This window comes from Brevibacillus sp. HB1.1 (assembly GCF_013332445.1).
In the GTDB taxonomy this organism is placed as follows: Bacteria; Bacillota; Bacilli; order Brevibacillales; family Brevibacillaceae; genus Brevibacillus; species Brevibacillus porteri.
In genome coordinates, this window is sequence record NZ_JABMIV010000004.1 from 186,452 (window position 1) to 200,832 (window position 14,381).

Annotated in this window: 14 protein-coding genes; 1 reads left to right on the forward strand and 13 read right to left on the reverse strand. The window is 47.9% G+C overall.

The genetic code is table 11. The features are described from left to right. Nucleotides 1-18: 18 nt before the first annotated feature. From HPY27_RS13440 to HPY27_RS13485, 10 genes are all read right to left on the reverse strand, one after another. Nucleotides 19-1,473 (reverse strand): cryptochrome/photolyase family protein, encoded by a 1,455-nt coding sequence (locus HPY27_RS13440; protein ID WP_017252380.1) that lies wholly within the window; start codon nucleotides 1,471-1,473, stop codon nucleotides 19-21. An 86-nt stretch (nucleotides 1,474-1,559) separates the two neighbouring features. Next, on the reverse strand, nucleotides 1,560-1,757 hold the full coding sequence (gene rpmE, locus HPY27_RS13445; protein WP_017252381.1) for a 50S ribosomal protein L31: 198 nt from the start codon (nucleotides 1,755-1,757) through the stop codon (nucleotides 1,560-1,562). Nucleotides 1,758-1,863: 106 nt separating this feature from the next. Continuing rightward, nucleotides 1,864-3,129 (reverse strand): radical SAM family protein, encoded by a 1,266-nt coding sequence (locus HPY27_RS13450; protein ID WP_026043394.1) that lies wholly within the window; start codon nucleotides 3,127-3,129, stop codon nucleotides 1,864-1,866. Between the two features lie 70 nt (nucleotides 3,130-3,199). Next, on the reverse strand, nucleotides 3,200-4,102 hold the full coding sequence (locus HPY27_RS13455) for a M23 family metallopeptidase (RefSeq protein ID WP_069851039.1): 903 nt from the start codon (nucleotides 4,100-4,102) through the stop codon (nucleotides 3,200-3,202). 75 nt (nucleotides 4,103-4,177) lie between these two features. Further along, a complete protein-coding gene (gene rho / locus HPY27_RS13460; protein WP_017252384.1) occupies nucleotides 4,178-5,458 on the reverse strand; it encodes a transcription termination factor Rho in 1,281 nt (426 codons plus the stop codon). Between the two features lie 66 nt (nucleotides 5,459-5,524). Further along, nucleotides 5,525-6,487, reverse strand: a complete 963-nt coding sequence (gene glpX / locus HPY27_RS13465) for a class II fructose-bisphosphatase (protein ID WP_069851041.1) — start codon at nucleotides 6,485-6,487, stop codon at nucleotides 5,525-5,527. Nucleotides 6,488-6,515: 28 nt separating this feature from the next. Then, nucleotides 6,516-7,799: a UDP-N-acetylglucosamine 1-carboxyvinyltransferase gene (locus HPY27_RS13470; protein WP_174225223.1), complete on the reverse strand. Its 1,284-nt coding sequence runs from the start codon at nucleotides 7,797-7,799 to the stop codon at nucleotides 6,516-6,518. 79 nt (nucleotides 7,800-7,878) lie between these two features. Beyond that, the gene (gene fsa / locus HPY27_RS13475) at nucleotides 7,879-8,523 is read right to left on the reverse strand and encodes a fructose-6-phosphate aldolase (RefSeq protein ID WP_017252387.1); all 645 of its coding nucleotides are present in this window, start codon (nucleotides 8,521-8,523) and stop codon (nucleotides 7,879-7,881) included. Nucleotides 8,524-8,537: 14 nt separating this feature from the next. Continuing rightward, a complete protein-coding gene (gene fba, locus HPY27_RS13480; protein WP_048035114.1) occupies nucleotides 8,538-9,392 on the reverse strand; it encodes a class II fructose-1,6-bisphosphate aldolase in 855 nt (284 codons plus the stop codon). Between the two features lie 103 nt (nucleotides 9,393-9,495). Beyond that, nucleotides 9,496-9,870 carry a response regulator gene (locus HPY27_RS13485; protein WP_007725537.1) on the reverse strand — a complete coding sequence of 125 codons (375 nt, stop codon included), beginning with the start codon at nucleotides 9,868-9,870 and terminating at the stop codon, nucleotides 9,496-9,498. 171 nt (nucleotides 9,871-10,041) lie between these two features. Here HPY27_RS13485 and HPY27_RS13490 point away from each other — a divergent pair, with 171 nt between their 5' ends. Continuing rightward, nucleotides 10,042-10,836, forward strand: coding sequence for a lipid II flippase Amj family protein (locus HPY27_RS13490; RefSeq protein ID WP_017252389.1), 795 nt, complete (start codon nucleotides 10,042-10,044; stop codon nucleotides 10,834-10,836). A 71-nt stretch (nucleotides 10,837-10,907) separates the two neighbouring features. Here the strand turns inward: HPY27_RS13490 and HPY27_RS13495 are convergent, their stop codons facing one another. The 3 genes from HPY27_RS13495 to HPY27_RS13505 all read right to left on the reverse strand — a co-directional run bounded on the left by HPY27_RS13495 (nucleotide 10,908) and on the right by HPY27_RS13505 (nucleotide 14,362). After that, nucleotides 10,908-12,503: a CTP synthase gene (locus tag HPY27_RS13495; RefSeq protein ID WP_017252390.1), complete on the reverse strand. Its 1,596-nt coding sequence runs from the start codon at nucleotides 12,501-12,503 to the stop codon at nucleotides 10,908-10,910. Nucleotides 12,504-12,709: 206 nt separating this feature from the next. Continuing rightward, nucleotides 12,710-13,270, reverse strand: a complete 561-nt coding sequence (gene rpoE / locus HPY27_RS13500; RefSeq protein ID WP_017252391.1) for a DNA-directed RNA polymerase subunit delta — start codon at nucleotides 13,268-13,270, stop codon at nucleotides 12,710-12,712. Between the two features lie 468 nt (nucleotides 13,271-13,738). Then, nucleotides 13,739-14,362 (reverse strand): thioredoxin domain-containing protein, encoded by a 624-nt coding sequence (locus HPY27_RS13505; RefSeq protein ID WP_174225224.1) that lies wholly within the window; start codon nucleotides 14,360-14,362, stop codon nucleotides 13,739-13,741. Between the last annotated feature and the right edge of the window lie 19 nt (nucleotides 14,363-14,381).

Here is a 14,381-nt window from a genome sequence, read left to right on the forward strand (position 1 = left end):
CCCTTTGCCTAAAAGTCATTACTCAGTCTTTTGATGGCGGTCTTTTGCCTCTTGAAACAAGGCCATGGCCAGCTTTCTTCTTTGTGCATGGTCCACACACGGAATCGGATAGTCGAAGCCAATCTTACAGCCTGCTTGCTCTTGGATATGCTCCGGCATGTCCCACGGTTTATGAATATATTGTAGAGGTACTTCACGCAATACGGGAAGATATTTTTTGACGAAAATGCCGTCTGGATCAAACTTTTCCCCTTGTGTGACAGGATGAAAGATCCGAAAATACGGTTGCGCATCGGTACCAGTCGAAGCACTCCACTGCCAGCCCCCGATGTTTGCCGCTTCATCGAAATCGATCAACTGCTGTGCAAAATAGGCCATTCCCCAACGCCAATCCACGAGCAAATCCTTTGTCAAAAAAGAAGCGGTAATCATCCGCAGCCGATTGTGCATCCAACCCGTCTCATTCAACTGCTTCATGGCAGCGTCGACAATCGGGTAGCCCGTCTCCCCATGACACCAACGGGTAAATAGATCCTTCCTATTTTCCCAAGCGACCGTTTCAAATTGTGGCAGGTAGGCATGGTCAGTCGTGTGCGGATGGAAATAGAGCACCTGCTGATAAAATTCTCTCCAAATGAGTTCCGTAAGAAAAGCTTCGATCGAGGTAACCTGCTCACCCCGCGCGGAAGCAAGCACTTCCTGTACGCTATGATACACCGTTCTTATAGACAGCGTACCTGCGTTTAGGGCAAAAGACAGCCGGGAGGTCGCATTTACCCCTGGCATGTCGCGTCGTTCTTTATACGTATAAATGTCTCCATCTAAAAATTGCTGCAATCGTTTACGTGCCGCTAGCTCCCCGAACTGCTCCATTTCCCACTCGGGGCCGATCGGTCGTTGCCGTCCAAACGCTTCCATAGTAGGAACTGGTTCACTCGCCAACTCCTTCAACCGCTCAAATAGATTCCATCTTGTCGGCTGAGAAAACGGTCTATCTTTGGTCAGCGTCTGCCAAACGCGGCGATAAGGTGTAAATACGGCATACGGTGTCCGCTGCTTCGTCATAATTTCCCCGGGCTCATGCAAAACCAGATCCTTGCATGTATGTACAAACACGCCTAGACGGCTCAACACTTCTGACACGAGCTCGTCTCGCTTGCGAGCCTCTGGCGTATAATCCCGATTGAAAAACAACTTATCTGCACCCGTCTCTTGCGCTAATTGACAGAGCACTTGCTGTGGGTTGCCGTGGCGAATCAAGAGGCGTCCTCCCAGTTGAGCCAAAGTATCGCCGAGTGCAGCTATCGCGGCAAAATTCGCATGCAGTCGCTTATCTCCTACAACCGCAGAACGACAAAGCGAATCCTCCACTATATAAACAGGAATAATCGGATCGCCTGTGAGCATAGCTGCGTGCAGAGCAGCATGGTCATGCAAGCGCAGATCCCGACGGAACCAGACGATAGCAGTCATCGTTTGTCCTCCCGAAAAAATTAGTGCCAGAAAAAGACAAAACCAGGCAGATTGCTCTACCTGGTTGTTCCCATACATTCTGATACTTACAGATTGTATTTGCGTTTGAAACGGTCTACACGGCCGCCTGCATCAACGAATTTTTGTTTTCCTGTGAAGAAAGGATGGCAGTTGGAGCAGATCTCCACTTTCAACGCTTGTTTCACGGAACCGGATTCAAATTCGTTACCGCATGCGCAGCTAACTGTAACTACGTTGTACTTAGGATGAATGTTTTGTTTCATCTCTTCTACACCTCTTTCCGCCCTGAATCGTTTGCCGAAACAGAGTTATATAAACACATATCAGATAGTAGCATGAAACACTGCCGAAATGCAACTGGTTGGCCGATTACGCCATGTTTTTCCTGCGCTGGAGTTGATCTGGAGGAATATGTGTAAACGAACCGATTACAACATCGGGCAGTTCCTGCTGATAAATTTCGATGGCTTGCTTCATGCCGAATACTTCGCCTTGCGCTTTTGGAATCATCGCCAGATAACTCTCTGGATCGATATTCAGATTCCGCAGCTGAATCAGCTTAATGCCTGTTCTGCGGATGAACTCGATCATCGCTTCCATTTCCTCTTCGCGGTCAAATACACCAGGGAAGCACAAGTAGTTAATGGACGTATACACACCCTTGGATGCAGCGTACTCAGCAGAACGCGCTACATTTTCCAACGTGTAGTTGCGCGGGCGATAGTAAGCATTATAGTGTTCGTCAATCGCGCTGATAATACTCACGCGCATCAGATCAAGACCAGCATCGACAATGCCTTTGATGTGATCCGTCAAGCCCGCATTCGTATTGATGTTGATAAAGCCCATATCTGTCGTTTCCCGTACCCGACGCATAGCAGGAACAATGATGGAAGCCATCGTAGAAGGCTCACCCTCACAACCCTGTCCAAAGCTGATGATGCTCTCCGGTGTCTTCAGATGGTGCAGCATGACTTCCACCAGCTCGTCCTCTGTCGGCTTGAAATTCATCCGCGTCTGTGGAGAAGGGAATCCACTGTCATCTGGTTGCTCGGAAATACAGCCGTAGCACCCTGCATTACAGGTATAGGAAACAGGCAAGCTGCCTTCCCAGCGGTTGAAAAAGTTATTGGAGGCCGTTAAGCATTCGTATTCCAACGCACAGTGGGACAAGTGGTTCAAAATGCGGTTTTGCGGAAACGTCTCCAACGTCTTTGCCACTCGCTGGCGCAGTTCATCCATCGGGAAGTTCAACGGGTCCCATTTGTAAATATCGTCACTCGCCCGACCCGTTACCCAGAAACGGTTATCCTTCCAGACAACTGCGGAGTAGCCGAACAATGGCAGCTTGCTTTCCTTGTTCGTTTTCACGTAACCTGGCAGCAAGAGTCTTGTAATTCCTTGTGGCACGAGTGCGCCTACTGCTGTACAGCCATCCAACTTGACCATTTCCCCTGTGTCAGGGTCCATTCCGATCGGCTCGGTGTCCGGCAAACTAACCAACGTCGATCCTTCTGGGAGTGGGATCAGTTCTTCTTCCAGAATTTCTGTCAATATATCTCCGTTACGAGCCACTGCAAAAAGACCTGGGTGGTCGTATACATTGCCTTTTTCATCTGCGTAAACTAAATACATGGGAAAATCGCCTCGCTTCTTTGCTTTGCCCATTGTATCGCATTGAAAAAGCAATGTAAATTGTATAGGGTTACCTGCCAAGATAGGGAAGTGGATTGATCGGCACATCATCCTGCCGCACTTCAAAGTGCAAATGGTACCCCGTAGAATTACCCGTTTGCCCCATGTATCCCAATATCTCACCCGCTTCTACGTTTTGACCAGGTGACACCAGCAACAGACGCATATGGGCATAAAAGGTTTGCAAGCCATCGCCGTGATCAATCACGACCATCCGCCCGTACCCTGACCGGTTGGCGCCTGCCTCCACAACAACTCCTGCCCTCGCTGCCAAGATCGGGGTCTTTGATTCCTGTTCATTCCACAAATCCACACCCTTGTGTGTTTTTCCCCAACGCGCTCCAAATCCGCTTGTAATCGTAGCTTCTCTGACAGGCCAACTTAGACCGGCGCGAATCCTCGTGATGACTTGCCGACTTGCCGCTTGAACGGCACTTCGCTTCTGCTGAGGATCGTTGCCCAACATCGGATTGCCTTTAGCGATGGGGACATACACGACCTGCCCTACATACAGGTTGTCCGACAGCCATTTTAGCAGCGGATTTCGTTCGATTAACGATTCCCGACTCACACCGTACCGCCTTGCTATGTAATCCAGTGTTTCTCCGCGTTTCACCATATGTCCGACTTCATCACGCTTGATGATTAGCTTCATGCCCACGCTTAAAAGATGGGGGTTCGTAATGCTATTAGCCTCTACCAGATTTTTTAAAGAAAGACCGTAACGCTGGGCAATACCGGATAGCGTATCTCCTTGCCGAACAGCGTACATCACTGAATTTCCTTTTGTCGCTGGTGCAGGTGAAGCCAGACTGGCATAGGGATTAAACGCTTGAAATAACGCCTGCTCCACGACAGCTTTTTTTGCTTCCATCTGTGACTCCACCGGAGCGCTAACTTGCACGTACTCCACAAAGCATCTCCTCCTTCTTTTCCAGCTCCCTTCCTAACGGTATGCTAACGCCACAAAAAAAATGACGGTGAGTCATCATGAACTCACCGTCGTGCTAGCTGCTTTCCCTCTGCCCTGTTGCTTAGACTCAAGGGTTTGCAAAAATTCTTCGTTTGTTTTTGTATCTGCCAACTTTTTAATAAAGGAGTCGACAAACTCATTTGTTTCATTCATGTTCTTCCGGATCATCCACAGCTTATCCAGCTCTTCTTTGGTGAGCAAAAGCTCTTCGCGACGCGTACCCGAACGACGGATATCGATCGCCGGGAAAATTCTGCGCTCCGCCAGCTTGCGATCCAAATGAAGCTCCATGTTTCCGGTTCCTTTGAACTCCTCATAGATCACATCGTCCATACGTGAGCCGGTCTCAACCAAAGCAGTCGCCAAAATGGTCAAGCTGCCGCCTTCTTCAATGTTCCGCGCAGAACCAAAAAAGCGCTTCGGACGATGGAAGGCTGCCGGATCAATACCACCGGACAATGTTCGACCACTTGGAGGAATAACCAAGTTGTAAGCACGAGCGAGACGTGTAATGGAATCCAGCAGGATCACCACGTCTTTTTTGTGCTCAACCAATCGCTTTGCACGCTCCAAGACAAGCTCAGCAACTTTGATGTGATTCTCAGGCAACTCGTCAAAAGTCGAGGCAACCACCTCTCCTTTGACAGATCGCTGCATATCCGTCACCTCTTCCGGACGCTCATCAATGAGCAAGACAAACAAGTGGATATCCGGGCGGCTTTCGGTAATGCTGTTGGCAATCTCTTTGATCAGCATGGTTTTCCCCGCTTTTGGCGGAGCCACAATCAATCCACGCTGACCCAGTCCAACAGGAGAGAGAAGATCCATCAGGCGAGTGGAAACACGTGCAGGAGCTGTCTCCAGTACAAGCTTGGTTTGAGGATACAACGGTGTCAATGCGGGGAAATGAAGACGCTCTGCGGCTGTCTCAGGGTCTTCTCCGTTCACTGCCTCTACTTGAAGGAGTCCAAAGTAACGTTCATTCTCCTTCGGTGGTCTTGCTTTTCCTGATACCACATCCCCCATCCGCAGATCAAAACGGCGAATCTGCGATTGGGAGATGTAGATATCTTCCGAGCTAGGGAGATAGTTAATGGGGCGGAGGAAGCCGTATCCCTCCGGCAATATTTCGAGAACCCCCTCCATAAACATGAGACCATCCCGCTCCGCCCGTGCTCGAAGAATCGCGAAAATCAATTCCTTCTTCTTCAGCTGGGAGTAGTACGGAATATGGTATTCCTTGGCCAGCTTATAGAGATCGGTCAGCTTCTTTTCTTCTAGTTCAGAAAGTAACATACATCCACCACTCTTTATTTACTCTTAAAAAACCTAGCTCAACATATAAATGCGAAAATTGTTTTCTTACAAACCGTTACTCGGATTGCGTTCTAAGCGGTGGTTCCCTTCAATGAAACGTACCGTTCCGGTTTTCGCACGCATAACAACGGAATTAGTCGTCGCACGAGTTCCTTGGAAGCGAACCCCTTTGAGCAACTCGCCATCCGTCACACCTGTCGCTGCAAAAATGGCGTCATCACCTTTCACCAAGTCGTCCATGAATAGGACTTGATGAGGGTTAGTCAATCCCATTTTAACACAGCGTTTAATCTCTTCTTCATTTTGCGGCAAGAGCTTACCCTGGATTTCTCCCCCGAGGCATTTCAGGGCAACTGCTGCCAGAACACCTTCCGGAGCTCCTCCAGAACCGAACAAAATGTCTACACCTGTATCAGGGAATGCAGTGTTGATCGCAGCGGCTACGTCTCCGTCTGAGATGAGTCGAATACGCGCGCCTGCCTCACGAATTTCGTGGATCACCTTAGAGTGACGATCACGGTCAAGCACAATAGCGACCAAATCGCTGATATCTTTCCCCTGTGCCTGCGCTACCGCTTTCAGGTTATCACGAACCGGTGCGTTGATATCGACTTTGCCGACTGCTTTAGGCCCTACTGCCATTTTCTCCATATACATGTCAGGAGCATGCAACAAATTTCCTCGGTCTGCAATGGCAATGACCGAAATCGCTCCCCATGTACCTTTTGCGAGGATATTTGTTCCCTCCAAAGGGTCAACAGCCACATCGACTGCCGGAGCCACTCCCTGGCCCAGACGCTCACCGATGTACAGCATTGGCGCTTCGTCCATTTCGCCCTCGCCAATTACTACGACGCCATCCATCGGCACTTTCATAAATTCATTGCGCATTGCGGTCGTTGCCGCATCATCAGCCTCATCTTTTTTTCCGAGACCCATCCAACTGGCAGAAGCCAAAGCAGCGGCTTCAGTCACACGTACCAGTTCAAGTGTTAAACTCCGTTCCATTCTGGAAGACTCCTCTCCTGGTGATTGGTTAACGCTGGTGGTTTTCCATGCTCTGCAGACCTACCCGAGTAATATCGGCTCCCAAGGCTTGCAGCTTGCCCACCAAGTTTTCGTAGCCACGATCTATATGTTCGAGTCCTTCTAATTCTGTCGTGCCGTTCGTTGCCAAGCCGGCAATGAACAGAGCTGCTCCCGCACGCAAATCCGAAGCTACCACTTTGGCACCATTCAGTTTGCTTCCGCCTTCGATGACAGCGGATCTTCCTTCAATCTTCAAGGAAGCTCCCATACGGCGCAGTTCATCTACATGACGAAAACGCGAGCTGTAAATATTGTCCGTCACGATGCTTGAGCCTTTAGCAAGAGTCAGCAAGGTCGTGATCGGCTGCTGGAGATCCGTTGGAAAACCCGGATACGGACTCGTTTTCACGTCGATTGATCGATAAGAATCATGTCCGATGACTTGGATGCTGTCATCCTCTTCTACCACTTGCACACCGATTTCGCGCAGCTTGGCCGTTACAGACTCCAAATGCTTTGGAATGACATTCTCCACCATCACATTGCCGTTGGTAGCTGCTGCCGCAATCATGTACGTCCCCGCTTCGATCCGATCGGGGATAATCGTATGACGGCATCCGCGCAAGCGTTCTACGCCTTGAATGCGGATCATGTCCGTTCCGGCGCCTTTGATGTTTGCTCCCATATTGTTGAGCAAGGTTGCTACATCGACGATCTCAGGCTCACGGGCAGCGTTTTCAATAATGGTCACACCATCTGCTTTGGCAGCAGCCAGCATGATGTTAATGGTGGCACCAACACTGACCAGATCGAGATAGATTCGCGCACCCTGCAAGCGTCCATTTTGGGCACGGATAGTCATGACGCCGTTTTTGTTCTCCACCTCGGCGCCCATCGCTTCAAAGCCTTTGATATGCAAATCTACTGGACGCGGGCCCAAATCACAGCCACCCGGCAAGCCAACCTGGGCTTCACCGAACTTGGCGAGCAAGGCTCCCCACAAATAGTACGAGGCACGGAGCTTTTTGATGCGACCATTTGGCATGAGCATCAGCCTCATACTACGTCCGTCGATTTCCATCCAATCTTCTTCGAACAGCACGTCAGCTCCCATTTCCCGCAAGAGCTCGTGATAGATACCTACATCCTGAATACGGGGGAGATTCTCAATAACAACGGGTCCATCTGCCAGCAACGCTGCTGGGATGAGTGCGACTGCGCTGTTTTTTGCTCCGCTGATGGTCACCGTCCCCGCGAGCGGTTTTCCACCGTTGATGATCAGCTTATCCATGCTTTGCTCTCCTCAGGCGTAATCGGGAAAGAAGCACCTTCCCCGATGGAAAAGGTGCTTGGACTTTCAACACGTGTCCTTATTTTTGCATACTTGCCCAGTCAGCGAGGAATTTCTCCAAGCCACTATCTGTCAGTGGATGGGCAATGAGTTGTTTAAATACTTTCGCTGGAATGGTAGCGAAGTGTGAACCACGGCGTGCTGCCTCCGTTACGTGAACGGGGTGGCGCACAGATGCCGCAATGATCTCGGTGTCGATACCGTGAACAGAAAAGATTTCAGCAATATCTTCGATCAATTGCATGCCATCTTGACCAATATCATCCAAGCGTCCCAAGAACGGAGACACGAAGCTCGCACCTGCGCGCGCAGCCAAAAGTGCCTGATTCGCGGAGAACACCAGTGTTACGTTTGTTCTGATTTTGCGTTTAGCGAAATACTTGGTTGCCTTCAAACCTTCTGCGGTCATTGGCAGCTTGATGACGATGTTTTTCGAAAGAGCAGCGAGCTTATCTCCCTCTTCGATCATGCCTTTTGCATCTGTACTGATGACTTCGGCACTAATCGGACCGTCAACAATATCGAGAATTTCTTTCAGGGTTTCTACAAAATCGCGTCCTTCTTTGGCAACCAGAGACGGATTTGTCGTTACGCCCGCCAGAACTCCCCATTCGTGAATCTCGCGGATTTCTTCAACGTTTGCTGTATCAATCAAAAAACGCATGATTATCCTCCCAGTTACGCGCGGTTGCTACTTCCGAACAAGCGCATTTTTCCTTTTACTACTTCCTTGATCGCATCGCGAGCAGGGCTCAGGTATTTGCGTGGATCGATCTCATTCGGCTTGGCAGCTAGCACTTTGCGAACTGTTTCCGTGCATGCGACTTGGCTTTCTGTATTTACATTGATTTTTCCTACGCCCAAACGGATGGATTCGATAATCGCTTCGTCTGGTACGCCGGAACCACCATGAAGAACGATCGGCGCTCCAATGTTACTCGCTACTTTTTCGATAATGTCGTAGCGAATTTTTGGAACTCCTTTGTACATACCGTGTGCTGTACCTACAGCAATCGCTACGTAGTCTACTTTTGTTTCTTCCCAGAAGCGGATTGCTTCCTCAGGATTTGCCAAGGTAGCATCTTCCTCGTCAACAGACAGGTCGTCTTCTACCCCACCGATGGTACCGAGTTCACCTTCTACCGATACGCCAACAGCGTGAGCAGCCTCTACAACCTGTTTGGTCAGGCGAAGGTTATCTTCAAACGAATGATGGGAACCATCGAACATAACAGAAGAGAACCCAGCGCGAATGCACTTCATTACCATGTCGAAATTGCTACCATGGTCAAGATGCAATGCTACAGGGACTCCTGCGCGTTCAGCAGCCACTTTTGCAATCGCTACTGTATAATCGATCCCCATGTATTTCAGTGCACCCTCAGAAACACCAAAGATCACAGGCGATTTTTCTTCCATCGCAGCTTCAGTAATCGCTTGAGTAAACTCCAGATTGTTCAGGTTAAATTGTCCGACGGCGTATTTATGCTTTTTGACGTCTTCGGTAAAAGCGGTCATAGGTACCAGTGGCATTTTGTAAATCCTCCTCTAGCAGACTTCAGTCATGTGGCTTATTATACCACAGACAAGCATTTGTTAACAGGGACGCTTGTACCCTGACCTAAGCAGTCAGTTCTTAACAAGCTAATTGCTGATGCACTGCCATTCGTAGTTCATCGATATCAAACGGCTTTGTAAAATGAGTCAATGCTCCCAGTTGTGTTGCTTCTTTGATCATGTCCAGCTCTCCGTAAGCTGTCATCATGATGACTTTGATTTCCTGATTGATTTTCTTGATGTGTTTCAAGATCTCAATACCATCCATCCCAGGGATCTTCATGTCGAGGATAACCAAATCTGGCGATTCTTTTTCCACGATTTCCAATGCCATTTTCCCGTTTGCTGCCTGAAAGGTCTTGTACCCTTCTTTTCCCAGCACCTCATACAGTAAAATGCGAATCCCATACTGGTCATCCACAACCAGTACCTTTTTATCTTGCTTGTCGAACATTCTGATTCCCCCCTGACGAATGCGTTTTCTTAATTATTATGGGTTCGCCTAAAATCAGGAAACTCCTTCACCTTTTTTGCTGAACGCCTGCTTAAAATTTCCCATAGGCCTCATTTCGAGTATAATAGGAAAAACCAATTTCCCCTACACACAAGGAGCCAGATACTTACTATGGATGCTCTGTGGCTGATTTGCTTGTTAACATTTATTATCCATACGACAGAGACACTTACCTACGGAATCCGTTTTGCAGGGGTACAAACGGGCAGGATTGCTGTAGCGATGTCTCTGGTCGGGATCGTATTGCTCCTCTCCCGTACTTCCAACCTGATTCAAGGACCATTCACTGGGGGATTGATGGATCAAGCTGCGATCGAGCACGTTGATCCTAGCACACAGTTGCACGTGATTATTGCAGCGTCCTCGCTCGGAACCTTGGCGGCTATCGTACTGTTTCCCACTTTCGTCCAAATATCGAAACGAATGATCTCGCACTTGGAGTTAGCGGGCTCGATTCCGCAAATGATTCGCACGGCTGTTACTGTTGAAACCATCCGACGTGTTCACCATCATGTCCGGATTCCTAGCTGGCAAGCCATCTCTCGTTTTCGAATCAAAGGCATTCCCAAACGATTACTGTTATTAAATGCATTTGGGACAGCTATCTACACAAGCAGCGTACTGTCCGTGTTATACGCGACATTACTAGCCCCGGATTACAAAGCAACCGTTTTGATGTCTTCTGGATTAATCAACGGTTTTGCCACGATTTTCATGACGATTCTAGTAGACCCGCAAATTGCCCTTCTGACAGAAAAAGCAATGCAAGGGAAAACCACGCAGCAATCGATTCGCGACATGTACCTGTGGCTGATGTTCTCACGTTTTATCGGAACGATTTTGGCTCAATTCCTGCTCATTCCGGCCGCCTACTGGGTAGCCTGGCTATCGCCCTTGTTCCATTGATCTGCTTTTGAAAGCACAAAACGCACCTGCGACTTTACATCGCGGGTGCGTCTTTTATTTATGGAACTATGTTATTTGTTCAGGGAAGCCTTCACGAAGTCACGGAACAATGGCTGTGGACGGTTCGGACGGGATGTGAACTCTGGGTGGAACTGTGTCGCTACATACCATGGATGTTCTGGAACTTCCACGATTTCAACCAGTCGACCATCTGGAGTTGTACCCGCAAAACGCAAGCCCATTTGCGCCAATTGATCACGATATTCGTTGTTCACTTCATAGCGATGACGATGACGTTCATAAACCAGGGTACTTCCGTATGCAGCCTCAGTCAGCGTGCCTTCTTCCACTTTGGTTGGACCGAGACCCAGACGCATTGTACCGCCCTTGTCCTCGATATCTTTTTGCTCTGGCAAGAGGTCAATAACCGGATATGCTGTATTCGGGTTGATCTCGGAGCTGTTTGCGCCGTCCATACCCGCTACGTGGCGAGCGAACTCGATCACAGCGATTTGCATACCCAAACAAATTCCGAGGAATGGCACTTTATTTTCACGAGCATAGCGTGTAGCGATGATTTTACCTTCGATACCACGATCGCCAAAGCCGCCTGGTACGAGGATACCATTTACATCACCGAGCAGTTCGCCAACATTTTCTGGCGTAACTTCTTCCGCGTGTACCCATTTGATTTCTACTTTGGAATCGTTCGCATAGCCACCATGGTACAGCGCTTCTGCTACGGACAAGTACGCATCATGCAATTCTACATATTTACCAACGATTGCAATGGTAGTCGTTTTGGACAGGTTTTTGATTTTCGATACGAGCGATTTCCACTCTGTCATATCCGCTTCTTGGCAAGTCAGACCCAAGTGACGGCATACGTAATCGTCCAACCCTTGTGCTTGCAATTGCAGTGGTACATCGTAAAGGCTGTCCGCGTCTATACATTCCACTACCGCGTTTTTATCGATATCACAGAACAGAGCCAACTTGTCTTTCATTTCTTGCGTCATCGGTTGCTCGGTACGTGTCACGATCACATTTGGTTGAATACCCAAGCTGCGCAGTTCTTTCACGCTGTGTTGCGTAGGCTTGGTTTTCATTTCACCTGCTGCCTTGATATATGGTACCAGGGTTACGTGAATGTACATGACGTTTTCACGACCGATGTCACTTTTGATCTGGCGAATGGATTCAAGGAATGGCAAGCTCTCGATATCCCCAACAGTTCCACCGATCTCGGTAATCACTACATCTGCCCCGGTTTCGCGACCTGCACGGAAAATGCGATCTTTGATTTCGTTCGTGATGTGAGGAATAACTTGAACGGTTCCTCCCAAATAGTCGCCACGGCGTTCTTTGGCAATGACAGTCGAGTAAATTCTACCAGTTGTCATATTGGAGTTAGCGCTCAGGTTGATATCGATAAAGCGCTCATAGTGGCCCAAGTCCAGGTCTGTTTCCGCACCATCGTCCGTTACGAAAACTTCCCCGTGTTGATACGGACTCATCGTTCCCGGGTCAACGTTGATGTATGGGTCACACTTCTGGATGGTTACCTTCAGACCCCTATTTTTCAAGAGTCGGCCCAGAGAAGCCGCTGTAATTCCTTTTCCCAACGAGGATACAACCCCGCCTGTCACAAAAATATACTTCGTCATCGTTAACGTCCCCTCTTTCCCTCACCCTTAAGTTGTTATAAAAATCGAATGAAGACGGCTCCAAAAAAAAAGAAAAACAAAAGCGAGTCCTATCCCGTAAAGCAATGGGGTAGGGGCACTTTTGTTTTATAGTTTCCCATATTTGATCCTTCTTCATGTGAAGCCCAAGGAGTATTTTATCTGTCCCTTAAGCGGAAGTCAAGGACCTATTTATCGTCTTCCTCGTCGAGCTCTTCGTCAGATTCCTCTTCCGCAAGCTCTTCGTCTTCTTCGAACATCTCATCATCTTCGTCTTCGAGTTCTTCCTCGTCGATTTCTCCATCGATTTCTTCTTCTTCGATTTCAGAATCTTCGTCGACGAATTCCTCTTCGTCCTCAAAGATGACAACATCGTCTTCCTCGTATTCCTCGACACCTTCGTCTTCGGAATCGTAATCGTCGAAGTCGTCTTCCGTGACGATTTTCTTCTTCTTCGTTCCGCCACCCTCTTGGGTTTCTTCCACGGTGTCGGTTGGGTACCAGCGTTTCAATCCCCATACATTGTCACCGAGGCACACGAAGCGGCCATCAATGTTAATTTCTGTGTATACTTGCGCGATGATTGCCATGAGTTGTTCATCAGTCAGCTTGCGCACTGCAACCAGTTCATTCATCAGCTCGCGGAAGTTGTAAGTGCGGTTAGTTTCACGCAAAATTTCATACGCAATGTCAACTAACGCCATCTCACTCAGTTTCTCGGAATCAATATGAGCAAACAATTGACTCACTCAGGGCACGTCCTTTCCATATGAAAACGATTGATTTGAATACTGACCCGGTGCCCTGTTCGGGGGACGCAGGTTTGTATAAGTCATTCATAAATGATGTCAAAATCCCTAATTACACAACGCACAACATACGAAGGCTAACATACAGTATTCCTTATTTTAGCCGAAAATGCAAGGCTTTCAAACAAGCGAGACTCTTTTTATTAGGTAATGGTCGTAAATTTCCTTAATAATGAACTCACCCCTATACCAACCACTGATTAAACTGTTGGGGGCTAAGATAAGTGCTAACAAACGACCATTTGGAATGGACATACAAATTTTTATTACATAACATTTTGGAAAAGTAACGTACGATAGATAATATAATGAAGAGTAGAAGTTTAACTTCTACTCTTCATAATTACACACGACACCGCGTTGATTTACTGTAATATTCTTAAAATATGAATGGTAGGTTCTCTACAGTCATGAATATGGTTGAGGGGCAATTTTATTTGCTTTATTTTCTCCTAGATTTGTTGAGAGCGACGCAGGAATGAACTCCGAGGTGTCCGCTTCGATATGCACATGTTTTTCAAGCAATGCCAGTAGATAATGAAAGGTAGGAATCGATTCTTTGGCAAGGATAATTCCTTTTTTGTCGATCAGGACAGCAGATGGGATGGCATCGATTTGGTACATTGAAAACGAAATGGAAGAGTTGATATACTGAATATCGTCCTGGTTTTGAGTGTCGTGAATGAGCTTTCCTGAATAAACAACTAGTAATTTAAGCTGAGGAAATCGTAGTTTTACCTTCTCTAAATGTGGAATAATTTGCTGGCATATGGGACAACCTTCTGCCGTGAAAAGTGCAAGTGTAGAGTGGCTTTTCATCTCTGTAAAATCAATGCTTGTTCCAGACGGACTGTTATCGATCAGAACCGGGGCTCTGGAGCCTATCCAGTTGTCTACACTCGGTTCTTTTTCTTTTGCTTGTAATTTATTGATAAAATCTGCTACTAGTTTTGTTAGCAGGTAAATAACGACGAATTGCACAATGACAAATACCCATAACGCAATCACAGACCATTGTATAAACGTTTCCACAGAGGATCTCTCCTTTTTC